Genomic DNA, 23,592 nt, shown 5'->3' on the forward strand with positions numbered 1-23,592 from the left:
TCAAACGAACATGCCGACGACCGCTGCACTCAGCATGGAAGCGAGCGTCCCTGCGAAGACGCTGCGAAGCGCGAGCCTCGCGAACTCCTTGCCGCGCTCAGGCAAGAGTTTCGACAGCACACCCATGAGCGAGCCCATGGAACCGAGATTGGCGAAGCCACACAGAGCGATGCTGACGATGGCGACGGTCTTGGCGGAGAGCTGCTCCTTGACCTCGATGAAGCTCGTGTACGCGATGAACTCCGTCAGGATGAACTTCTCGCCAAAGAACGAACCGGCTATCGTCGCTTCTGACCAGGGCACACCGAGCGCAAAGGCGAGCGGAGCAAGCGCGTAGCCCAGGATCTGCTGCAACGTTAGGTTTTCAAGGCCGAACCAACCGCCTACCGCCCCGACGGCGCCGTTGAGGACGGCGATCAGGGCGACGAAGGTGAGCAGGATCGCACCGACCGTGAGGGCCAGCTGAAGACCACGGTTCGCCCCGGAGGCCGCAGCGTCGACCACGTTGGCGTCCCGTTCCTCTTTCGCTGCCGTGAGCTCGTCCGTCCCCTGTATCTCCTCGGTCTCAGGGTGGAACACCTTGGCGAGGACGATGCCTGCCGCGGGGGCCATGAACATGGCGCCCAGCACGAAGTTCGGCGAGACTCCGAGAGCGATGTAGGAAGCCAGCATGGTTCCCGCCGACGACGCCAGACCGCAGGTCATGACGGTAAAGATCTCCGAGGTCGTGAGCCTGCTCAGATAGGGCCTGATGATCAGAGGAGCTTCTGTGTGCCCGACGAAGATGTTGCCGGCCGCCGCGAGAGACTCTGCACGGCTCGTACCCAGGATCCAAGCGATCGCCCCGCCGAGGTGCTTGGTCAAGAACTGCATGACGCGCAGGTGGTAGAGCACGGCGATGAGTCCAGCGAAGAAGATGATGTGGGGAAGGACGTTGAAGGCGACAACGAATGTGATGCCCGACTCTTCGGTGTAGAGACCGCCGAACAGGAAGTCGATGCCCTCGGCCGCGTGGTCCATCAACGCGGTGACGCCGTCGACAACAATCCCGAAGAAGCGCTGGCCGATCTTCGTGCCCAGGATGAGGAACGCGAACAGCAGCAGCAGCCCGAGCCCTCCCAGCACCGGTCGCACCCTGATCTCGCGCTTCTTCTTCGAGAACAGGAACGCGATGGCAAGGACGGCGACAACACCGCCAATGCCGCGCAGCACACCGATCAGATCCATGAGTGGTCGTCCCTGCTCTCGCGTGATTCTGGCTGCTGGTAGTACGACCCCAGGTCGTTCGGGGCGAACCTGCCGCGATCGGTGGCGATGGTGCGCACGAATCGTGGCGGCGTGACGTCGAAAGCTGGATAGATTGCCTCGACCCCTTCGGCCGCCATCCGTTCGCCGTTCAGGTAGAGGACCTCGGTAGGATCACGAAACTCCATCGAGACATCGGCCGGGGTCGGTGCTTGCTCGTCAGGGGCTTGGACCAGGGCAACATAGGGCACGTCGAACACGTGCGCTGCGACCGCGATCTGCAAGGTACCGACCTTGTTGATCACGTGACCGTCCATGGTCACCCGGTCGGCTGCGGTGACGAACGAGCTGATGCGCCCTTCGCGCATGAGTTCAGCCGGCATCCCATCGGTGACGACAGTCACGTTCACCCCCAGCTCCTTGAGGCTCTCCGCAGTCAACCTCGCGCCCTGGAGGTAGGGACGCGTCTCCGTGCAGAAGAACTCCAGCTCCTTGCCGGACAGGATTGCAGCCCTGACCGTCTCGATCAGGTAGGACTCTGCCCAGCAGTGCGTGAGTACTGTCTCGCCTGAGCTCAGCAGCTCCGCGGCGATGCGGCCGAGCGTCCGGCTGCGTGCGAGGTAGTGGTCGCCAACGACCCTGGCGGCCTGCGTCACCTCGCCGGTCAACGACAAGCCCTCGTCGAGTGCCCGGCTGGCGGCGCCTGCGGTGGACTCTAGAGCCTCACGTATGCCGTTGTTCGTGGGACGTGTGTGCAGCAACCGCTTCGCTGCTGCTGTCATCGCATTCCGGCGGGCCCGCGTCGAGTCGTGCTTCTCGGCCGCTCGCGCAGCGAGGATCATTCCGCCTGCAGCGGCAAAAAGAGGACCGCTGCTCTGGGTGACCATCTCTTCGATCGCGTTGGCGACATCCTCGTACGTCCGACAGGTCACCCACTCCCGACGGAAGGGGAACAGCCGACGGTCGAGAATCCTGATCGCATCGTCTTCGACGAGCACGCTGTCTCGCATCAGTGTCGGCACCGGCGGTTGGGACGCCACCATCTCCAGGCTCCTTTGCTTGGCATACTTGTTGGACAACTGCTGTCAGTCGACGGACAACTGCCTTCAATGGCCATGTAGTCTGTCAGTAGATCAGGTACACGTCAAGACCGTTCATTGGAGGCCCGGTGACCACCAGTAGCCCCCTCAAGCCGACTCAGGCATTGCCGAAGCGACTCGCTGCCGATCTCCACCGCCGCATCCGAACCGGCGAGTGGGGACCAGGCGAGAAGTTGCCGGCTGAGACCGCGCTCGCAGCCGAGTACGGAGTGAGCCGCTCGACCGTGCGCGGTTCCCTCCAACTGGTCGCCGAAGCTGGCGCTGTGCGCGTGCGACAGGGGGCTGGCACGTTCGTGTCGCAAGAGACGAGCGCTGTTCCAGCCGGGTTGCAACCGCTCCGCTCAACGAGTGCGTTGATCGAAGAACACGGCTACGAGTGTGAGGTGCGGTTCCGTAAGAAGGACCTCAGGGCAGCGTCTCAGCAGGAGGCTGGGCAACTGCGTCGTGATCAGATTCCTCTCGTCTTGTCCTACGAGCGCTCGTTCCACTCCGCAGACCTCACGCTCGCATTCGAGGCCGGTGTGATCGTCGCTGACATGCTGCCGGCGGGGGCCAGCTTCGACTCGCTGACAGGCTCGGTCTTTGCGTTCTTGGAGCCCCTGGGCCTCCTCCCAGAGCAGTCACTGACGCATCTCTCGGCGACCAGCGATGCCGATCTGGCCTGGGGTCCCTTCCGGCCAGACCCACCGCTGTACCTGACACTGGACCAGGTTCAGTTCCTCCGGTCCGGCGCAGCCATCAGCTGGTCGTCGACACACTTCGTGCAGAAGTACTTCAGGTTCTCCCTGATGCGCAGCATGTGATCCAGCTGGCGATTGCAGCTGTCGGGAAGGCCTGGAAGTCGCGTAACCTAGCGGACTGTGGCTATCGACTTCTCCGAGGAAATCCAGGACCTGCGGCACATCCTCGACTCGATCACCGCGGTGACCGACCCGGAGGAGCTCCGGGCGCAGGTCGCCGAGCTGTCCGAGCAGGCCGCCGCACCGGACCTGTGGGACGACCCGGAGAGTGCCCAGCAGGTCACCAGCCAGCTGTCCCACGCCCAGACCGACCTGGAGCGCCTGGAGAAGCTGGCCGCCCGGATCGAGGACCTCGAAGCGCTCGTGGAGCTCGCCCAGGAGGAGGACGACGCGGACACCCTCGCCGAGGCGGCCGAGGAGCTGCCAGCCATCCGCAAGGCGCTCTCCGACCTGGAGGTGCGCACGCTGCTCTCTGGCGAGTACGACCACCGCGAGGCCGTGATCACTATCCGCGCTGGCGCCGGTGGGGTAGATGCTGCCGACTTCGCCGAGATGCTGATGCGGATGTACCTGCGCTGGGCGGAGCGGCACGGGTACCCGACCGCGGTGCTGGACACCTCCTACGCCGAAGAGGCCGGGCTGAAGTCCGCGACCTTCGAGGTCAAGGTGCCCTACGCCTACGGCACGCTCTCGGTGGAGGCGGGTACCCACCGGCTGGTGCGCATCTCCCCGTTCGACAACCAGGGCCGCCGGCAGACCTCCTTCGCCGCCGTCGAGGTGGTGCCGCTGATCGAGCACACCGACCACATCGAGATCCCCGAGTCGGAGATCAAGGTGGACGTGTTCCGTTCCTCGGGCCCCGGCGGGCAGAGCGTGAACACCACGGACTCTGCCGTGCGGATGACGCACCTGCCCACTGGGATCGTCGTCTCCATGCAGAACGAGAAGTCCCAGATCCAGAACCGGGCCGCCGCGCTGCGGGTGCTCCAGTCCCGCCTGCTGCTCCAGCGTCAGGAGGAGGAGAACGCGGCGAAGAAGGCACTCGCCGGAGACGTGAAGGCCTCCTGGGGAGACCAGATGCGGTCTTACGTGCTGCAGCCCTACCAGATGGTCAAGGACCTGCGCACGGACCACGAGGAAGGCAACACCGCCGCAGTCTTCGACGGTGAGATCGAGGAGTTCATCGACGCCGGGATCCGGTGGCGCAAGCAGCAGGAGACCACCGGGGACTAGCACGCCCAGCCCCCAACACCTTCGCTAGAGACCGGGCACCGACACCCGTTCCTCCGTGACGTTGTGCGTGAGCCGACCTGTGCAGCAACGGGAAAGAGAGCCCTGGCACCTCTCGGCGTGTCACGCCGGGAGCCGAAGGTTCGCTGCTTATGGTGCCAGGTGGCCAGGGTTTGTCCTTCCCCCATCCCCGAGACTGGCCAGGCAGCGCGTGATTCGGTTCAAGAAGGTGTCCAAGGTGTACGCCCGCGGGGCGAGACCTGCTCTGGACCAGGTGTCCCTGGAGGTCGAACGAGGAGAGTTCGTCTTCCTCGTCGGCGCCTCCGGGTCCGGCAAGTCCACATTCCTGCGGCTCGTGCTGCGGGAGGAACGACCCACCTCCGGGTCGGTCTTCGTCGCCGGACGCGACCTCGCGCAGGTCTCCACCTGGAAGGTGCCGCACCTGCGCCGCCAGATCGGGTGCGTGTTCCAGGACTTCCGGCTGCTGCCCACCAAGACGGTCTTCGAGAACGTGGCGATCGCCATGCAGGTGATCGGCAAACCCCGGCACCAGGTGATGACCACTGTCCCGGAGACGCTGGAGATGGTCGGTCTAGCAGGCAAGGAGAAGCGGCTGCCGCACGAGCTCTCCGGTGGTGAGCAGCAGCGGGTCGCGATCGCCCGCGCATTCGTGAACCGGCCGGCGATCGTCCTCGCCGACGAGCCGACCGGCAACCTCGACCCGACCACCTCAGTAGGCATCATGCGACTGCTGGACCGGATCAACCGCACCGGCACGACGATCGTGATGGCCACCCACGACGACGAGATCGTGGACCAGATGCGCAAGCGCGTGGTGGAGCTGGTGGACGGACAGATGGTCCGCGACCAGGACCGCGGCGTCTACGGTGCGGCACGGTAGGGGCGGGCATGCGCGTACGGTTCGTTCTTTCCCAGATCGGCAACGGTCTGCGCCGCAACCTGGCGATGGCCGTGTCGGTGGTGCTGGTCACCTTCATCTCGCTGGCCTTCGTCGGTGCCGCGATCCTGCTGCAGACGCAGATCTCGAACATGAAGGACGACTGGTACGACAAGGTCGAGGTGTCCATCTTCCTCTGCCCGGCCAGCTCCAGCGTGCCCAACTGTGCCGGCGGTGAGGCTACCGAGGAGCAGGTGGAGGACCTGCAGGCGGTGCTCACCTCCGACGCCCTCAGCGACTACGTGGACGAGGTCTACGTAGAGAGCAAGGAACAGGCCTACGAGGCCTACCTGGAGCAGTTTGGCGACCAGGACTGGGCGCAGTCGATCACCGCCGAGCAGATGCAGATGTCCTTGCGCGTCTCCCTGGTAGACCCCGAGATGTACCAGGTGGTCGCGGACGAGGTCACCGGCCGCCCCGGTGTGGAGTACGTGGTGGACCAGCGCTCCATCCTCGAGCCGCTCTTCCTCATCCTGAACCGAGCCACCCTGTTGGCCGCCGGGCTGGCCGCGCTGATGACGGTCACCGCGATCATGCTGATCACCACCACGATCCGCCTGTCCGCGATGAGCCGCCGCCGGGAGACCTCGATCATGCGTCTGGTCGGTGCCTCGAACCTGTTCATCCAGCTGCCGTTCATGCTGGAAGGAGCCCTGGCCGCGCTTCTCGGTGCGTTGTTGGCCGCCGGCGGGCTGTGGCTCGGGGTGCGATATATCATCGAGGACTGGCTCGCCTCCTCGGTGCGCTGGGTGAACTTCGTGAGCACCTCCGACGTGCTGCTCATCGCGCCGATCCTCATCGGTATCGGGATCGTGCTCGCCGCGATCAGCTCTCTGGTCAGCCTGAGTCGATATACGAAGGTGTGAGGACGATGCGACTGCACCCACCCTCGACCGTTGCTGCGGCTGCTGCTGGCACAGGCCCCAGTACGGCGTCGGCCCGCGCTGCGACGGTCCGGGCCCTCGCAGCCGCGTTCCTGGCTGTGGCTGTGCTGCTCGTCGGTCTGCCCAGCGCCCAGGCCGACGACCGGGACGAGCTGGAGCAGCAGCGTGCGGAGAACGAAGCGGAGCGGGAGGAGCTCGCCGCGCAGCTCGAGGGCGTCGACTCCGAGCTGGCGGACGTCTACCTGGAGCTCGACGACATCGAACGCCGCCTGCCGATCGCCCAGACCGAGCTGGACGATGCGAACGCGGAGCTCGCTGCTGCAGAGCGCGAGGCTGAAGCGGTGCAGAACCGGCTGGACGTGGCTCGCGCGCAGCGGGCAGACCTCGAGGGCGACATCGACGCGGCCGAGGACGAGATCGACGACACCGAGACAGCCATGGGTGAGGTCGCCCGGTCCGCTTACCGCGGTGGGCAGCAGGCCTCCACGCTGGCCGTGGTGCTGCAGGCCAGCTCGGCCGAGGACTTCGTGGACCAGTACTCGGTGATGAACTCCGCCCTGCGCACCCAGAACCAGGCCCTGACGGAGATGGAGTCCCTGCAGGCGGTCAACCGCAACCGTCAGGCACGGCTGGACGCCGTGGAGGAGCGCATCGGCGAGCTCAAGGTAGAAGCCGACGCCGCGGTAGCCGCTGCTGAGGATGCGCGCCAACGCGCCGCCGACCTGCTCGCCGAGATCCAGCAGCTGCAGGACGAGAAGGAGCAGCGCGCTGACGAGCTCAAGGACCTGCAGGAGGAGTACGAGGGCCAGATCCAGGAGATCCAGGAGGACAACGAGCAGATCGCCGACGAGATCGCCGAGATCGACCGTCGGGAGCGGGAACGCGAACGGCGACGCCAGGAGGAGGCTCGCCGGCAGGCGCAGCAGCAGGCACAGAGCTCGCGCAGCAACGACCGTGACTCCTCCGGCAGCAGCGGCGGGTCCTCGGGTTCGTCGTCGGGGTCGAGCGCGGCGCTGATCCCGCCGGTGCCCGGGCCGCTGCATGTGACGTCCCCGTATGGGGTGCGCTGGTACCCGATCACCGGCGGCTACTACATGCACTCCGGTGTGGACCTGCGTTCCGCCTGCGGACAGGCGCAGCGTGCAGCAGCCTCCGGGACCGTTGCCGCGGTGCGACCGGCGCCGAACGGTACGCACGGCAACCAGGTGATGATCAACCACGGGTCCATCGGGGGCAACACCTACGTGACCGTCTACAACCACCTCTCCCGGTTCGCGGTGTCCTCCGGTCAGCGGGTCTCCCAGGGACAGACCATCGGTTACACCGGCGCTACCGGGATGGTCACCGGCTGCCACGTGCACTTCGAGGTGTGGCGCAACGGTTCCTCGATCGACCCGATGGGACTGTCCGGGTTCTGACCGCCCGGCACCGCCCCACCTCCGCCCACCCCTGCCACGCTGAACCGAATCGCCGCCGCTGTGCTGAGTCCTGGCGGTCCACCCGACCGCGGTCGCCGGCCGCTGCGCGGGCCGAGAAATCCGCTGGGTCAGCAGGCACAGTGCCCGTATCCTGGGAGCCGCCGCCGACCTGGCGGTGAGCACGAGGAGAAGACACAGCAATGAGCAAGACGGCCAAGGGCGCAAAGAAGAAGAAGCAGCAGCGCGGCGCCGTCGACCGGCGCGAGGTGAAGACGGTGGTGGCGCGCAACAAGCGGGCCCGCCACGACTACCACCTGGACACCACCTACGAGGCCGGCATCGCCCTGACCGGCACCGAGGTGAAGTCCCTGCGCGCTGGCCGTGCCTCGCTCGTGGACGGCTGGGTGAACATCGACCGCGGTGAGGCCTGGCTGGAGAACGTGCACATCCCGGAGTACACCGAAGGCACCTGGACCAACCATGCGCCGCGGCGCAAGCGCAAGCTGCTGCTGCACCGGGACCAGATCCTCAAGCTCGCCTCGCGCAGCAACGACAAGGGGTACACGGTGGTGCCGCTGGAGCTGTACTTCCGCGATGGCCGCGCCAAGGTGGAGATCGCCCTGGCCCGCGGTAAGCAGGAGTGGGACAAGCGCCAGGCGCTGCGGGAGAAGCAGGACCTGCGGGAGGCACAACGAGCGATGAGCCTGCGCCGCCACCGCTGACTCGGTCGTCGCGCGATCGGGTCGGTCGGTGACGGTCGTCAGGTTCCGCCGCACGGGGGAGGTGGCCTGCACCAGTGCTTCCCTAGCATGAGGGCATGCACCGGCTGAGGTTCCTGTCCAGAACGCTGCTCGCACTTGCTCTGCTCACTGTCGTGGCCCTGGGTGTGCAGATCGCCGCCGCCCCGTCCGCGCACGCCGACTCCGAGGACTGGGCGATCACCCGCTACGACGTGCAGGCCCAGGCGCAGCCGGACGGCACCTTGGACGTCCAGCTGGACTTCGACTTCGACTTCGGGGACGACGAGGGGCATGGTCCCTACCTGACCTTCATCACCCGGCAGGAGATCGAGGGTGACCCGGACCACTACCGGCTGCTGGAGTACTCCGACATCACCGCGACCTCACCCAGCGGGGCTCCCGCCGAGGTTCGCCAGGAGGACGAGGGCACCGCGCTGGCGATCTACATCGGCGACGAGGACGTCGAGGTCGACGGGGTGCAGCAGTACCAGGTCAGCTATACCGTGACCGGCATCCCCACCCCCGGTGCCGGGGCAGACGGCAGCGACGAGATCTACTGGAACGTGATCGGCTCCGGCTGGGAGGTACCGCTGCAGGAGGTGACCGTCTCGCTGGCCGGTCCCGCCGACGTGCTCGAGGTCGCCTGCTACACCGGCCGGGTGGGCTCGGACCGCAGCTGCGAGCAGCACGCTGCCACCGACGCGGTCGCCACCTTCGGTCAGCAGCGGCTGGACGAAGGGCAGGGGATGAGCATCGTGGTGGCCTACCCGCCGGGCACGTTCGACGGCGCAGCACCGATCCTCGTGGACCGGGTCACCTGGGGCTCCTTCATGGGCTGGACTGGACCGGCGGGTATCGTGGCCGCCCTGGTCGCACTGCTTGGCGGGGCCGGAGTGGTCTGGCGCGCCCGCACCCGCGGCCGGGACCGCGCCTACCTCGGTCTCACCCCAGGGTTGTTCCCCACCGCTGCGGGTGCAAGGCGGGTCGGTCCGGCCCGACGGCGTCCCGTGGCCGTCCAGTTCACCCCACCTGACGGGGTCCGCCCCGGGGCGGCGGGGACCCTGCTCGACGAGGTCGCCAACATCCACGACGTGCACGCCACCATCATCGACCTGGCCGTGCGTGGCTACCTGACCATCGTGGAGAAGGATGGGGCGGACAAGGACACCAAGGCGTGGGACCTGCACCGGGCCACCGATGCCGACCACGCCGACTGGACGGGCCTGGCACCGTTCGAGGAGACCGTGCTCCGCGCCCTGTTCCCCGGCAGCGCCACCGTCGTGGACATGAAGGCGGCCGGCCCGGAGCTGGCGGCCTCCATGTCGCAGGCGCAGGCCGAGCTCTATGACCGGGTGGTGGAACGGAAGTGGTTCGCCGCCTCCCCGCAGCTGGTGCGCCGTCGGTGGGCAGGCTGGGGCGCCCTCGTGCTTGTCGCAGGTGTAGCCCTGACGGTCGCGCTCGGGCTGACGATCGGCGCCGGAGCGGTGGGTCTGGGGGTGGTGCTGCTGGGCATCGTGGTGCTCTGCTCGGCGGTGGCCGCACCAGCGCGTACGGCGGCCGGGACCGCGGTGCTCGCCCAGACCCTCGGCTTCAAGAAGTACCTGGAGACTGCGGAGGCGGAGCAGCTGAGGTTCGAGGAGACCGAAGACATCTTCTCCCGCTACCTGCCGTACGCGATCGCCTTCGGGGTGGCTGAGCACTGGACGAACGTGTTCGCCGAGGCAGCCGCCGCCGGTCATCCGGTGGCGACGCCCACGTGGTACGTAGGAGCGTCGTCCTTCTGGACCGCCGGCGCGATGGAGAGCTTCACCCAGTTCACCTCCACCGGCGGGATGGCGGCGGCGCCGACCTCGTCCGGATCCGGCTTCTCCGGTGGCTCGGTGGGTGCCGGGGTCGGCGGAGGCGGCGGTGGTGGCTGGTGACCTGTGCGGCCCAGGGGGCGCGTGCGGCCGCGATTTAGGTACATTGGCACACGGACCACCGGTACCCGACCACGAGGAGAATGCGATGGCTCTCGCCCTGCACCGACTTCCGCTCCGGCTCGCTTCGGGAGCCTTCATCCTGAACTCCGGCTACAACAAGCTCAGCCTGGACGCCGACGGCGCCAAGGGGCTGCAAGAGATGGCCGTGAACGCGTTCCCGCAGCTGGGCAGCCTCGAGCCGGAGGAGTTCGGCAAGTACCTGGCGGCCGGCGAGCTCACCCTGGGCGCCGCCCTGCTCACGCCGTTCCTGCCCAGCCGACTGGTCGGACTGGCGCTGACCGTCTTCTCCGGCTCTCTGGTGTGGATGTACCTGCGCACCCCGGGGATGACCGAGTCCGACGGCATCCGCCCCAGCCAGCAGGGCACCGTGCTGGCCAAGGACATCTGGCTCGCCGCCATCGGCCTGGCTCTCCTGCTGGACCGGAAGAAGCGGTGAGCCGAGCCATTCCGGCGGGCTGCGCCGTCGCACCGGAATAATGAGGCGACCGCCGGGGTTGGACCCACTAGAATGACAAGTGCCGGGTCCGCCCGGTGGTTGACAACTCAACAGGGGGGTGATCGGTTTCGACGACGATCGTCGTTCCAGGAGAAGCGGGTCGAGGATGCAAGGTCATCTCGTCAACGCTCCTTGCACACCAATAGGTGCCGATTCCAAGCGCACCGACTTCGCCCTCGCCGCCTGAGCGAGCGCAGAAGTCCGTCAGCCCGGGACTGCTCTCGACCCGGTCACTGGCGTCATCCAGAGAGCCACTGCACGTAGCCCGGGTCACTTGGGCCGCGTGAACACCTAAGGTGACTGAGCCCGTCAGCGACTTGTCCGCGTGATCGCTGGGGCCGAGAAAATCTGCAAGCGGACTGCACCCGGAGAAGCCCTGGTTCTTCATCGTCGGACGCGGGTTCGATTCCCGCCACCTCCACTCGTGTGATGTCTGCGGACATCATGGCTGGCTGAACCCTCACCTGGTGGGGGTTCAGCCGTTTTCATCGACTGCGTAGCATGAGCAGATGAAGCCGTTATCCGAGGAGCAGACAGCCAAGATCGTGGCGATGACGATGGACCTCGCGCGGGAGGGGCGAACTGCTGAGCTGCTGGAGTTCATCGACCATGGGCTGCCGGTCGACTCCCAGGACGAGGCGGGCAACACCGCACTGATGCTGGCTGCTTATCGCGGCCATCCGCAGACGGTGCGTGCTCTCGTCGACCGGGGAGCCGACGTCGATCTGCGGAACGACCGCGGCCAGGCACCGATCGCCGGTGCACTGTTCAAGGGCGAGGACGAGGTGGTGACGGTGCTGCGGGCTGCCGGTGCGGACCTCGATGCCGGCACCCCGAGCGCCCGGGAGGTCGCGCAGATGTTCGGGCGCGCACACCTGCTGGAGTAGTTCGTGCCTCGGCGAAGACCGAGCAGCCGGTGCACAGACGACGGAGCCCGGACGACTACAGTCGTCCGGGCTCCGCTGCTGCTCGGTGCTCACGCCTCGTGGCTAGCGCTTCATGGCCTCAGGCGTGGACGGGTTCGTTGTCCGGGTTGGGCTCGGTCTCGTCGAGCGTCCCGGCCGCGAGAGCCTCGATCGCGCGACGCACCCCCGCACCGTAGGCCGGGTCGGCCTGCGTGGCATTGTGGATGTGCCGCTCGACCGTCGCCTCGGAAGCCCCTTGGATCGCGCGAGCAGTGTTGGCGAACAGACGGCGCTGCTCCTCCGGGCTCATCAGCCGGAAGAGGTCCCCGGGCTGTTCGAAGTAGTTGTCGTCGTCCTCACGGAAGTTGAACCGGTCCGCGTGGTCGCCGACCGCAATCCCCGGCTCCCGGTAGGAGGGGTCAGCCTCGAAGCGACCGTAGGAGTTGGGCGTGTAGCCGGGCGTGGAGCCCTGGTTGCCGTCCACCCGACCCTGACCATCGCGGTGGTAGGTGTTGACCACCTTGGCGCCGCGCGGGTAGTTCACCGGGATCTGGTGATGGTTGACGCCCAGGCGGTAGCGCGCGGCATCACCGTAGGAGAACAGGCGTCCCTGCAGCATCTTGTCGGGAGAGAAGCCGATACCGGGCACGACGTTCGCCGGGGTGAAGGCCACCTGCTCGACGTCCTGGAAGTAGTTCTCCGGGTTGCGGTTGAGCTCGAACTCGCCGACCTCGATGAGCGGGAACTCCTGCTGCGACCAGACCTTGGTGAGGTCGAACGGGTTGAACCGGTGGTTGTCGGCCTGTTCCTGAGTCATCACCTGGATGTACATCGTCCACTTGGGGAAGTCGCCACGCTCGATGGACTCGTACAGGTCGCGCTGGGCGGACTCACGGTCTTCCGCGACAACGGCTGCGGCCTCGGCGTCGGTGAGGTTCTTGATGCCCTGCTGCGTCTTGAAGTGCATCATGACGTAGACGCGCTCACCCTCGGCGTTGATCATCGAGTACGCGTGGGAGCTGAAACCGTGCATGTGCCGGTAGCTGGCCGGGATGCCCCGGTCACCCATGACATAGGTGACCTGGTGCAAGGCCTCGGGCAGCCTGGTCCAGAAGTCCCAGTTGTTCTCCGCAGAGCGCAGGTTGGTGCGCGGGTCGCGCTTGACGGCGCGGTTGAGGTCCGGGAAGTGGTGGGCGTCGCGAAGGAAGAAGACGGGAGTGTTGTTCCCGACCATGTCCCAGTTGCCCTCTTCGGTGAAGAACCGAAGGGCGAAGCCACGGATGTCGCGTTCGGCATCGGCCGCGCCGCGTTCACCGGCAACGGTGGAGAAGCGAGCGAACATCTCGGTCTGCTTGCCCACCTCGGAGAAGACCGCTGCGCGGGAGTACTTGGTGATGTCCTGAGTGACGGTGAAGGTGCCCCAGGCGCCCGACCCCTTGGCGTGCATGCGGCGCTCGGGGATGACCTCGCGGTCGAAGTGCGCCAGCTTCTCCAGGAACCAAACGTCCTGCAGCAGCATCGGCCCACGAGGCCCGGCCGTCACGGCGTTGTCGTTGTCCCAGACCGGTGCGCCGGCGGCGGTGGTCAGGGGCTTGGTGTTGTCGGTTGTCATATGGGCTCCTCCGTGTGTCAGGAAGTGGGTGGTGTCTGAGTGGCTTGTGTGGCGCACGACGGGCACGTACCCCAGAAGATGACCTCAGCCGCGTCGATGACGTACCCGTGGTCGTCGCTGGCGGTCAGGCACGGGGCATGGCCCACAGTGCAGGCGACGTCGCTGACCTCGCCGCAGGATCGGCACACCAGGTGGTGGTGGTTGTCGTCACGGAACAGCTCGAAGCGACCGGGTGAGCCTTCTGGCTCGATCCGCCGAAGGATGTGCGCATCGGTGAGCGCGTTCAGGATGTGGTAGACGGACTGGATCGTCGCGGTGCCCAACCGGTCGCGCACCGCCTCGACGATCGCCTCGGCCGTGGAGTGGGGGTGCGCCTCCACCTCGGCGAGAACTGCCAGGCGTGGCCCCGTGACCCGAAGGTTGGCCTCGCGCAACAGCTCGGTGGGTGCGAAGGTCATGAGGACACCGTAGCGTATCTATGAGTAATTCAAAAATGCGAATATCTCCGGGTCCTGGTCGATAGCTGTCGATGGCAGCCCGGTCAGATCCGGATCGGTTCCGGGACACGGCAGCGTCGCGCCGGGGGCCATCGGCGCAGGGTCAACCGTTCCGCACGCAGCTCCAGGCTCGGGTCGCCGGTGAGCTGCGCCATCTGTGCGAGCGCGTTGGCCAGGTGCGCTGCGCCCGCCTGACGGGCGGCGGCGTCGTCGGCAACCAGCTCCACCAGCCGCAACGTCGCCTGCCGCAGCTTCGGGCCTGCGGCCAGGTGCCGCGGCAGGCAGCGGGCATTGATCTCCGCGATGCGCACCGCCCAGCTGTGGCGGTACCGCAGGTGGGCGTACTCGTGGGCGAGCACCGCCTGCAGCTGAGCGGGGGAGAGCACGATCTCCAGCGCGGTGGACACCAAGATCTCTGCGGAGCGACCAGGGGTGGCGCACGCGCACGGGGTGCTCGAGCGCAGCCGTACCAGGGTGAACCCGCGCCGCGGCTCGCGAGAGATGGCCGCTGGGCCGAGGGAACGCACGGCACGCCGGTGGGACTCCGCCAGCGGCGGTGCCGTGACGAGGAGCAGCCCGAGCAGCACGCCAAGCAACCCCAGGCTCAGCCACGCGACCAGGGTCAGGGCGATGCCACCGGCCGCCGTGCTGACTCCGGAGGCCGAGACCGCTGCGGCAAGGAGCAGCACCACCGCGCTGAGCGCCAGCGCACAACCGCCGAAGAAGGCGCTGAACCAGAGCGTCAGCGCTGTGCGTGGATGGTGCACGTGCCACGTCCCGATGGTCAGCACGTGTGGAGCTGTCAGCACGAGCAGAGCGGCGGCAGCAGCCAGGACACCGACAGCAGGAAGCACCGCTACCGTTTCTTCCCGGTGAGTGCCTGTTGCAGCACAGCCACGTCCCCGTCAGACAGGTTCCCGGCGAACTGCAGGAGGGCTGCCTGGCGGTCCCGGGCGCCATCAAGAGCATCGATCATCGTCGAGCTGGTGTGCTCGTCCCCGGACCGAGCTGCCCGGAAGCGCACCTTGCGCGGTGAGTCCCCAGACCGGAGCACCTCGCCCTTCTTCTCCAGCCGGTCCAGCACGGTCAGCACCGTCGTGTAGGCGGCCGCGGGGCCGGGCAGCTGTTCCTGGATCACACCGGCGCTGACGGGTTCGGACTGCTCCCACAGCACACCCAGCACCTGCGCCTCCAGCTCACCACGCGCACGCCGCCCCATGTCGCCACCTCCATTCGCTCGCCGTCGACTCTACAAGGCGTGGAGCTGCTCGGCATGGCCGACCGAGCGGGCGGTACCGGCGCGGCCGGTCTCAGCCGGAGGCGCGCACGTTCTGCAGCCGCAGGCTGTTGTAGACCACGAACACCGAGGAGAGCGACATCGCTGCGGCGGAGATGAGCGGGTTGAGCAGTCCCACCGCGGCCAGCGGTAGTGCGGCGACGTTGTAGCCGAACGCCCAGACCAGGTTCATCCGGATCGTGCGCAGGGTGCGCCGTGCGAGGGAGATGGCGTCCGGGATCACCATCAGCGTGTCCCGGACGAGGATGATGTCGGCCGCCTTGAGGGCGATGTCGGTGCCGGAGACCATGGCCAGGCCGAGGTCTGCCGTGGCCAGCGCCACCGAGTCGTTGATGCCGTCGCCGACCATCGCGACCGTCTGCCCCTCGCGCTGCAGCTCGGCGACCACGTCGGCCTTCTGCGCGGGGAGGACACCAGCGCGGACGGTGGTGATGCCGAGCTCGTCGGCCACCCAGCGGGCAGCCTGCGGGCTGTCGCCGGTGAGCAGTACGGTCCGCAACCCGTGGGCGTGCAGCGCGGCCACTGCTCGCCGGGCGTCCGGGCGGAGCCGGTCGGCCAGGTGCAGCGCGCCGAGGATCTGCCCGGCCCGGGCCAGGAGCACGACGGTGCGCCCCTCGGCGCGAGCCCGGTCGGTCTCCGCCTGGAGCGCGGCACTGATCACCACCCCGTCCTCAGCCATCAGCTCCGGGCTGCCGACCAGTACATCCGCGCCATCCACCTGGGCCTGGGCTCCGAGCCCGTGCCTGGAGGTGAAGCCGGTCGCCTCCGGGATGGTCAGGTCGTGCCGGCTGGCAGCGCGTTCGATGGCTCGTGCGATCGGGTGCTCGCTACCCCGTTCGACCGCTGCCGCCAGCGCGAGCACTCTCGAGCGGGGCGTGCCGTGGCCGACCACGGTGACCACAGTCATCGCCCCGGTGGTCAGCGTGCCGGTCTTGTCCAGCACCGCCGTGGTGATCGCCCCGCTGGCTTCGAGTGCGTCGTGCCCCTTGATGATCATGCCCAGGCTCGCGCCGCGACCGATGCCGACCATCAGCGCGGTCGGGGTGGCCAGCCCGAGTGCGCACGGGCAGGCGATGATCAGCACGCTGATTCCGATCCCGAGGGCCAGGGTGGCTGGTGCCCCGGTGACCAGGTGGAGGAGCGTGACCAGCACGGCTAGGGCGATGACGCCGGGCACGAAGTAGGTGATGATGCGGTCCACCAGTGCCTGCACACGGGCCTTGCGGGCCTGGGCCTGCTCGGTCAGCGCAGCCATCTGGGCGAGCTGGGTGTGCGCACCGACGGACTCGGCGAGCACCTCCAGGCGGCCGTCGGTGCTGATCGTCCCGCCGGTCACCTGCGCCCCGGGCCCGACCTCGGCCGGCAACGGCTCACCGGTGAGCATCGAGGCATCGACGGCGGCCCGTCCGTGGCGTACCTGCCCGTCGGCGGCGATCGTCTCCCCGGGTAGCACCACGAACACGTCACCGGTGCGCAGCTCACCTGCCGGTTCGAGGCTTTCGACGCCGTCACGCACGATCCGTACCGAGGTCGCCGCGAGTGCGTTCAGCGCGCCGAGCACGTCCCCGGCACTGCGCCGGGACCGGGTCTCGAAGTAGCGTCCGGCCAGCTGGAACGTGGTCATTCCGGCTGCTACGTCCAGGTAGATGGAGTCTGCGCCCGCAGGTGTGCTCCCGAAGCCGATCCAGTAGCCGCCGGCTCCGGTGTCTCCGCCGAGCCCGGTGCTCATGGTGAGCACCGCCCAGCCGAAGGACACGGTGATGCCCAGGGAGACGAGAGTGTCCATGCTCACCGCACCATGGCGCAGGTTGCGCCAGGTGGCGCGGTGGAACGGCCACGCGGCCCAGGTCACGATCGGCAGCGCGAGCAGCACGGACACAGCCTCCCAGCCGGGGAAGCGCCAGCCCGGGACGAGCGCGAGCACGATGGTGATGTCCATCAACGGCACGGTCAGCAGCGCAGCCAGCACCAGGCGGCGCCGCAGCGAGGTGATCCGGGTCTCGGTCGCGCGGCGGGACCAGGTGTCGTCGGCGCCGTCGTGCCGGTGCGCGCCATACCCTGCGGACTCCACCTGCTGGACCAGGCGGTCGACGTCGGCGGCGCCGGGGCCGGTGACGATCGCCCGCTGGGTGGCGTAGTTCACGCTCGCGCGCACGCCGTCGAGCTTGCCCAGGGCCCGCTCCACCCGGTTCGCGCAGGCGGCACAGGTCATTCCCGCCACGTCCAGCTCCACGGTCTGGGTGTCGGTGCTGGCCTCGGTGCCGGTCGCAGTCATGGCGAGTCCTCTCCTGGGGTACCAGCCGCTCGCGGAGCGGAGCGCTCCGCGAGCTGGCGCATCATCTGGTTGTACGCCGCGAGCTCCTCGTCCCGGCCGGCATCCAGCTGCCGGTCCTTGCGCCGGCCCTCGCGGGAGTCCTGGCGGGCCCACTGCACCGCGAGCACCACGATGATGATCATCAGCGGGATCTCCCCGCCCGCCCAGGCCACCCCGCCAGCCACGTACTGGGACCTGGCGAGATCGGCCCAGGGCATGTCCAGGTAGCTGTAGAACTCCTCGGCGACGATCTGCTTGCTGGTCATCAGGATGACCCCGAAGAACGCGTGGAACGGCATCGCAGCCAGTACGTACCCGAGCTTGGTGATGTGCGGCAACGGACGCGGTGTGCGGTCCACGCCCACGACCAAGCCGTAGTAGAGGTACCCGATGAGCAGGAAGTGCACGTTCATCAGCTGGTGTGCCCAGTGGTACTTCATGTAGTCGTTGAACAGCGGGGTGAAGTACAGGCCGTAGTAGGAAGAGATGAAGCCGATGAACACCAGCAGCGGGTTGTAGAGCACCCGCAGACCGCGCCAGTGCAGCAACCAGGTCAGCCACTGGTGCATCCCGGCACCACCTCGTCCTGAGCTGGTGCGCAGCGCAAGGGTGAGCGGTCCACCGAGCACGAGCAGCCCGGGGGCGAGCATGTTCAACGCCATGTGCCCGATCATGTGCACCCCGAAGTCCGGTCCGGAGTAGCGGCCGAAACCTGAGCTGGTCGCCAGCACGACGGTCAACCAGCCCAGCACCCAGGCCAGGGTGCGTCCCACCGGCCAGCGGTCGCCGCGCCGGTGCAGCCGCCAGGTGCCATAGAGATACAACCCGACCCCGAGCGCGGCCATCGAAGCGAAGAGGACGTTCGCGCGCCACTGGGTGAACAGCACCCAAGCGGTGGGCGGAAGTGGCGTGTCGAAGCCGAGATAGACCTCGGCGATGGTGGAGTGGACGAAGTAGTGCGGCGGTGGTACCCGGGTCATCGCCACGCTCACTGCCGACCATGCGGTGGCCAGCACCAACCCGGTGGCCAGCAGCAGCGCCAGCGATCGCGAGCGCAGCAGACCACCCTGACCCAGCCACCAGCCGGTGCCTACCACTGCCACCAGGGACACGAGCAGCGCTGCCCGCACGATGAGGAACCACCCGGTGACCGAGGCGGTCGGGGCACTGCCGGCGAGCGTGAAGAGGATGAAGGGCACCTCGGTGGTCACCATCACGACCAGACCGGCAACGGTCAGTCGCAGCAACCGGGGCAGCATCGCCGGCGCCAGCAACCGGCCGCTGCCCACCCGGAGCGCAGCGATGGCGATCGCGCCGAGGGTGGGGTAGGCGGCCACGGTCTGGATGGCCGCGGCATCGCTGCCGATGTCGTGGTTCGGGCCAACCAGGACTTGACCGGAGACCACCGGTGCCAGCACACCCACCAGCGCGGCGAACAGCGGCAGCAGCAGACCGGTCCACCGGTGGGCGTACCACGCGCCGGCTGCCACCAGCAGGGCCGCACCGGCGTTGATCAGCCACGGGGCGGAGGCTTCGGTCGCCTCGAACAGGTAGATCGCCGCCTGCGGGTCGGAAAGGTCGGCAAAGCTCAGGCCGTTGCCGTCCAGCCCACGCAGCAGGACCAGGAACGTCGCGCAGCCCAACCAGAGCAGCGAGGTCGTCTGGAGCATGCGCAGCTCGAGGCGCTCCGGCAACCAGGCCAGCTCCCGCGCCGATCCCACCTGCAGGAACAGCAGGTGCACGAGCGCGCCGATGCTGAGCACGGCACCGGCCTGCGCACCCACCTGCACGACGGTGGTGCTCAGTGCGACCCGGGCACCGGGGTACTCCAGCTGGATCGTCCGGTAGGACCAGTCCCCGAGCATGGCGGTGGTCAGCAGTGGCAGCGCCAGCACCAGCACTGCGCAGCCAGCAGCGAGCCCGACGCTGACCGCGCTCCGGGGCCGCAGTGCCGGATCGGCGTCGGACCCCACCGGCTGCTCGGTGGCAACGCCCACTGTGCAGCCCTCCCTTCTCCGCCATCAGCCACAGCTCTACACTGCGTAGTAGGCGATCGCGCCATAACTCTACATATTGTAGAGTTCACGGCGTGGTTATGGATCCTGTCCTGCAGTGGATGTTCACGGCAGTCTTCCTCGCCGTGGCTGGGCACTGTGTCATCGGTCTCGCAGACTTCCTTCGCCCGGTGGTGCGCGGTGGGGCAGGTGAACGCGCCGATGGCGTCGTGGAGCGCCGGACGGCGATAGCCCATCTGTGCCACCTGCTGATGAGTCTGGCCATGGCTGCGATGGCCTGGCCCTGGTGGACGCACCTGCCGGCTACCCCGCAGGTGGTGGTGTTCGCGCTGGCTGCTGCATGGTTCGTCGTCCAGACCCGCACCGCCACCGCGGGCCGGCTGCGCTACGCGGTCGACGCTGTGATGATGCTCGCCATGGTGTGGATGGTCGCGGTGATGGGGTACGGACCACATGCGACGGCCGCAGGCACGACCGGTGCGATGGGCGGGCACCAGCACGGCATGCTCGCCCCGGCCCAGGTCGCGGTGGGCCTGGTCTTCACTGTGGCGATGCTCGCCGCCGCAGTGACCTGTGCGACCGGTCGTACCAGCGCACCAGCCTCGTCCGGGATGCCTGCAGCCCGCCGCAGCACTGTGCTCCATCGGCGCGCCGACGTTGCGGCCCGCACGGCGATGAGCACCGGTATGGCGGCGATGTGCTGGCTGATGGTCGCCTCCTGAGCCCGACCACGCCAGCGTTCGGCACCGCGCCGGTCAGCGGTACCGGTACAGCCGGATGCGCTGGATGGTGAACCGTCCCGGTTCGAGCCGGAGATGGCGGCCCTGGTGGGTCTGGTCGCCGTTCAGCCAGCGGATGTGCTGCCACACACCGTCGACGAAGTGGCCCTCCTCGCAGCTGAGGATGCCGATGGTGTCCTCGCTCGCCGGCGACGGGCCGAACGTGACGACGAGGCCGATACCGCCGAAGACGAGCTCGTCGGCGCCGGTGCGGATCACGATGCCACCAGCGGGCAGGCGGGTCTCGTCCCGGGGCCGGTCACCGGACTCGTTGATCACCCCGTCCGCCAGTGCGGGGGCTGCCATACGCTCGTAGGTCACGTTCAGCGCCAGGTCGCCGAGGGTGACCCGGTGCGGGAAGCGCTGGTCCTCGACAGGTTTGACCAGGCCCGCCATCGTGGGGTGCCCAGTGTGCTCGGAGATCAGCGGGGAGAGCTGCGCCACGACGTCGTACGCACCGGCGAGCATGGTCGCCGGTGCCTCCTCGATGGTCTCGATACCGAACGGGGAGAAGCCGATCGCCGAACACGAGCCGTAGGCGTAGAAGGCGTTCTCGGCCGCCTCGATGCTGCGCAGCGCCTCGGGGACGAAGAGCGGGTTGTCCGGCCGGGTGTAGCGGTCGGCCCACTGGACGAAGTCCGGGAAGTAGATGTCCGGTGAGATGAAGCTCAAGGAGGGCGCTGCGACCTGCCAGATGTCGATCAGGTGCGGCAACGGTCCCGCTGCCGGGTACTGGCCCGGCAGCGTCGCAGGCCGGGGCAGGGCGGCATTGGTGTACATCGGCAGGTCGAGCTCCGCCTTGCCGGCCGCAGCCACGTGCTGCACGTATCGGGCGAAGTGCCAGGCCATGAACAGCTCATCGGTCCAGACGCCAGGACCGAACACCTCCGGCCAGCTCCCCGCCACGCGCCCACCGGCGTCCTGCCACCGTATGCGCAGCTCAGGGGTGAGCGTGCCCCCGTTCTCCTGCAGATGGGCGATGAGCTCCGGGGGCACCGGCTCGCCGTAGGCCCGCTCGGCGGCCGCACAGCGATCACGGGCCTCGGGGATCATCCCGATCTCGTTCTCCACCTGCACCAGGATCACCGTGTGGTCGACGTCCACCTCGGCCAGGTGGCGCAGCAGGGCGGCGAACGCCCGCGCGTCGGCGTCCCGGTTCTCCTCGCTGAACGGGGTGAGGATCTCCAGCGCTCGCCCGTGGGCGTCCCGGCTGCGGGGGAAGCGCTCCGGGTCCGTCTTCACCCAGGCGGGCGCGTAGCAGGACATGCTGTTCTTCCAGCTGCCGAACCACAGCAGCACCAGATGCATCCCGCGCGCACGCGCCTGGTCGATGAGGCCGTCGACCATCGACCAGGCGAAGCTGCCCTCGACCGGCTCCACCTGGTCCCAGTACACGGGCGCAACCACAGTGTTCATCTGCAGCGCCTCGAAGGTGTCCCAGTGCTCGGCCAGGTACCCGGGCTCACCGCTGGAGTTGCCGATCTCCCCGCCCCGGACCAGGAACGGCCGCCCGTCCACCAGCAACCGGCTCGCGGAGCCGTGGCGTTCGAGCCGCGGGAGCGACGGTGCGGGTGTGGCTGTCGTGGAGCTGTCTGTGCAGGCCATGGCCAGCGATTCTTGCACAGCTGGAGAGGCCGGCCCGCGGCGGCGGCCGGGGAGAACCGCCGCTGTCCACACCACGTTGACCTGCCCAGGCGTAGCCTCGCGGGGGACAGGAGCGGATGATGGGCGCAGTACTGGTGATCGACGACGACCCGCACATCCGCGAGCTGGTGGTGGCGCTCCTGGCCGGTGCCGGGCTGCAGACAGTGTGCGCCGGTGACGGCCGGGAGGCGCTGCGACAGCTCGGGGAGCACCCTGCTGGAGAACATGGCCGGGGGCCTGGGGTTCGAGCTGGGCGAGCTCGTGCTCGTCGGCATGCTCGCTATGGGGATCACGCTCTCGCCGTGGAGCCTGCTCGCCCTGCTGGCTCTTTCCTCGCCGAGGTGATCATCCCGATCGCGAACTCCACCGGCCTCCTGTTCCTGCTGAGCAGGGTGCTGCCGATGACCTACTGCGTGGACCTCGGCCGCGCCATCGTGTACGCCGGCAGCCCGGAGCACGACTCGGTGGTGCTGTTCAACCCAGCGCTCAGCCTCGCTGCCATCGCCGGTCTGACCGCGGTGTGCCTGGTGGTCGGCACCGTGCTGTACGCCCGGTCGGAGAAGATCCGCTGACGGCGGCCCGCGCGCATCGCGCGTTGGTTGCGGGCGACGAGCGCGGGGTGCACGGTGGACGGAGTGCTCGCGATCGCTCGAGCCAAGGGCAGCGGAAGCCACCAGCGCACGGAGTGAAGCATGAAAGCCCTGAGACTGCACGAGTACCACCAGCAGCCGGCGTACGAAGACGCCTCCGACCCGGAGATCGACGGCCCGTGGGACGTGATCGTGGACATCGGCGCTGCCGGTGTGTGCCGTACCGACCTGCACGTCATCGAGGGGCAGTGGGAAGAGATCCAGCATCCGGAGCTGCCCTACATCCTCGGTCACGAGAACGCCGGCTGGGTGCGGGAAGTCGGGTCCGCGGTGACCAACGTGGCCCCGGGGGATGCGGTGATCATGCACCCGTTGACCAGCTGCGGACTGTGCGGACCGTGCCGCATCGGGGACGACTCGCACTGCGAGAACGCCACCTTCCCCGGTCTGAACGTGGACGGTGGGATGGCCGAGCAGCTGCGCACCAACGCCCGCGCCGTGGTCAAGCTGGACGAGTCCCTGGAGCCGGCGGACGTCGCAGCGCTGGCGGACGCCGGACTGACCGCCTACCACGCCGTACGCAAGGCGAGAGCCCACCTGGTGCCCGGGACGCACGCCGTCGTGATCGGCGCCGGCGGACTGGGACACATCGGCATCCAGGTGCTCAAGGCACTGACCGCCAGCACGGTCACCGTGCTGGAGAAGAGCGACCAGGCGATGGAGCTCGCCCGCGACCTGGGCGCCGACCACACCGTGCAGATGACCGACGACGACACGGTCGCCGGGGAGGTCGACGAGCTCACCGCAGGCGGTGCGCACGTGGTGTTCGACTTCGTCGGTGAGCAGGGGGCGGAGAAGCTCGCGCCACGGCTGCTGCGCGACGGCGGCTTCCACCACGTGATCGGCTACGGTGGCACGATCGAGCTGCCCACGATCGAGATCATCTCCCGGGAGATCAGCGTGATCGGTGACCTGGTGGGCACCTACAACGACCTGGTGGAGCTGATGGCGCTGGCGGCCGACGGCCGGGTGTCGATGACCACCACCGCCTACCGGCTCAGCGCCGGCGCCCAGGCCCTGGCCGACCTCGATGCCGGCAGCATCACCGGGCGCGCCATCCTCGTGCCCGACCGCCTGATGTCCTGA

21 protein-coding genes and 1 other RNA gene are annotated in these 23,592 nt (G+C 68.1%); 13 read left to right on the plus strand and 9 right to left on the minus strand.

Translation table 11 applies throughout. The annotated features are described in order from the left end of the window. Together K338_RS0102495 and K338_RS0102500 are read right to left on the minus strand one after the other, a co-directional pair. The gene (locus K338_RS0102495) at positions 1–1,227 is read right to left on the minus strand and encodes a NupC/NupG family nucleoside CNT transporter (protein ID WP_022916608.1); all 1,227 of its coding nucleotides are present in this window, start codon (positions 1,225–1,227) and stop codon (positions 1–3) included. Continuing rightward, a complete protein-coding gene (locus tag K338_RS0102500) occupies positions 1,218–2,288 on the minus strand; it encodes a s-methyl-5-thioribose-1-phosphate isomerase (RefSeq protein ID WP_022916609.1) in 1,071 nt (356 codons plus the stop codon). Before K338_RS0102500 ends, K338_RS0102495 begins: the two co-directional genes overlap by 10 nt. Before the next feature lie 125 nt (positions 2,289–2,413). On the opposite strand from K338_RS0102500, the gene K338_RS24905 reads away from it, so the two are divergent. From K338_RS24905 to K338_RS0102545, 10 genes are all read left to right on the plus strand, one after another. After that, positions 2,414–3,148, plus strand: coding sequence for a GntR family transcriptional regulator (locus K338_RS24905; protein ID WP_169579513.1), 735 nt, complete (start codon positions 2,414–2,416; stop codon positions 3,146–3,148). Between the two features lie 57 nt (positions 3,149–3,205). Then, positions 3,206–4,318 carry a peptide chain release factor 2 gene (gene prfB / locus K338_RS0102510; RefSeq protein WP_022916611.1) on the plus strand — a complete coding sequence of 371 codons (1,113 nt, stop codon included), beginning with the start codon at positions 3,206–3,208 and terminating at the stop codon, positions 4,316–4,318. Positions 4,319–4,526: 208 nt separating this feature from the next. After that, complete coding sequence (gene ftsE, locus K338_RS0102515; protein WP_022916612.1) at positions 4,527–5,216, plus strand: cell division ATP-binding protein FtsE; 690 nt, start codon at positions 4,527–4,529, stop codon at positions 5,214–5,216. A gap of 8 nt (positions 5,217–5,224) precedes the next feature. Beyond that, positions 5,225–6,139, plus strand: a complete 915-nt coding sequence (ftsX, locus tag K338_RS0102520) for a permease-like cell division protein FtsX (RefSeq protein ID WP_022916613.1) — start codon at positions 5,225–5,227, stop codon at positions 6,137–6,139. A gap of 5 nt (positions 6,140–6,144) precedes the next feature. After that, positions 6,145–7,575 carry a murein hydrolase activator EnvC family protein gene (locus K338_RS0102525; RefSeq protein ID WP_022916614.1) on the plus strand — a complete coding sequence of 477 codons (1,431 nt, stop codon included), beginning with the start codon at positions 6,145–6,147 and terminating at the stop codon, positions 7,573–7,575. A gap of 200 nt (positions 7,576–7,775) precedes the next feature. Next, entirely contained in the window at positions 7,776–8,297 is a 522-nt protein-coding gene (smpB, locus tag K338_RS0102530; RefSeq protein WP_022916615.1) for an SsrA-binding protein SmpB, read from the plus strand. A gap of 95 nt (positions 8,298–8,392) precedes the next feature. Continuing rightward, positions 8,393–10,237, plus strand: coding sequence for a DUF2207 domain-containing protein (locus K338_RS20040; protein WP_022916616.1), 1,845 nt, complete (start codon positions 8,393–8,395; stop codon positions 10,235–10,237). A gap of 85 nt (positions 10,238–10,322) precedes the next feature. Next, positions 10,323–10,733 (plus strand): DoxX family protein, encoded by a 411-nt coding sequence (locus K338_RS0102540; protein WP_022916617.1) that lies wholly within the window; start codon positions 10,323–10,325, stop codon positions 10,731–10,733. 114 nt (positions 10,734–10,847) lie between these two features. Next, positions 10,848–11,217: a transfer-messenger RNA gene (ssrA, locus tag K338_RS24910) on the plus strand. Positions 11,218–11,302: 85 nt separating this feature from the next. Continuing rightward, positions 11,303–11,680, plus strand: a complete 378-nt coding sequence (locus K338_RS0102545; protein WP_022916618.1) for an ankyrin repeat domain-containing protein — start codon at positions 11,303–11,305, stop codon at positions 11,678–11,680. A 118-nt stretch (positions 11,681–11,798) separates the two neighbouring features. Here K338_RS0102545 and K338_RS0102550 read toward each other — a convergent pair whose 3' ends face one another. From K338_RS0102550 to K338_RS20045, 6 genes are all read right to left on the minus strand, one after another. Continuing rightward, positions 11,799–13,310 (minus strand): catalase, encoded by a 1,512-nt coding sequence (locus K338_RS0102550; protein WP_022916619.1) that lies wholly within the window; start codon positions 13,308–13,310, stop codon positions 11,799–11,801. A gap of 17 nt (positions 13,311–13,327) precedes the next feature. Further along, entirely contained in the window at positions 13,328–13,768 is a 441-nt protein-coding gene (locus tag K338_RS0102555; protein WP_022916620.1) for a Fur family transcriptional regulator, read from the minus strand. A gap of 83 nt (positions 13,769–13,851) precedes the next feature. Next, positions 13,852–14,661, minus strand: coding sequence for a M48 family metalloprotease (locus tag K338_RS0102560; RefSeq protein WP_022916621.1), 810 nt, complete (start codon positions 14,659–14,661; stop codon positions 13,852–13,854). A gap of 2 nt (positions 14,662–14,663) precedes the next feature. Beyond that, a complete protein-coding gene (locus tag K338_RS0102565; RefSeq protein WP_022916622.1) occupies positions 14,664–15,026 on the minus strand; it encodes a BlaI/MecI/CopY family transcriptional regulator in 363 nt (120 codons plus the stop codon). Positions 15,027–15,117: 91 nt separating this feature from the next. Further along, positions 15,118–17,379, minus strand: coding sequence for a heavy metal translocating P-type ATPase (locus tag K338_RS0102570; protein WP_022916623.1), 2,262 nt, complete (start codon positions 17,377–17,379; stop codon positions 15,118–15,120). After that, a complete protein-coding gene (locus K338_RS20045; protein WP_022916624.1) occupies positions 17,376–19,415 on the minus strand; it encodes a cytochrome c oxidase assembly protein in 2,040 nt (679 codons plus the stop codon). Before K338_RS20045 ends, K338_RS0102570 begins: the two co-directional genes overlap by 4 nt. 98 nt (positions 19,416–19,513) lie before the next feature. Between K338_RS20045 and K338_RS24240 the strand changes: the two genes are divergently transcribed. Further along, a complete protein-coding gene (locus K338_RS24240; protein WP_022916625.1) occupies positions 19,514–20,155 on the plus strand; it encodes a DUF5134 domain-containing protein in 642 nt (213 codons plus the stop codon). A gap of 33 nt (positions 20,156–20,188) precedes the next feature. Here K338_RS24240 and K338_RS0102585 read toward each other — a convergent pair whose 3' ends face one another. Beyond that, the gene (locus K338_RS0102585; RefSeq protein WP_022916626.1) at positions 20,189–21,817 is read right to left on the minus strand and encodes a GH35 family beta-galactosidase; all 1,629 of its coding nucleotides are present in this window, start codon (positions 21,815–21,817) and stop codon (positions 20,189–20,191) included. Positions 21,818–21,936: 119 nt separating this feature from the next. Between K338_RS0102585 and K338_RS25420 the strand changes: the two genes are divergently transcribed. Together K338_RS25420 and K338_RS0102600 are read left to right on the plus strand one after the other, a co-directional pair. Next, entirely contained in the window at positions 21,937–22,428 is a 492-nt protein-coding gene (locus K338_RS25420) for a hypothetical protein (protein ID WP_157612179.1), read from the plus strand. Positions 22,429–22,548: 120 nt separating this feature from the next. Next, entirely contained in the window at positions 22,549–23,592 is a 1,044-nt protein-coding gene (locus K338_RS0102600; RefSeq protein WP_022916629.1) for an NAD(P)-dependent alcohol dehydrogenase, read from the plus strand.

The sequence above is a fragment of the Ruania albidiflava DSM 18029 genome, from assembly GCF_000421225.1.
GTDB lineage: Bacteria > Actinomycetota > Actinomycetes > Actinomycetales > Beutenbergiaceae > Ruania > Ruania albidiflava.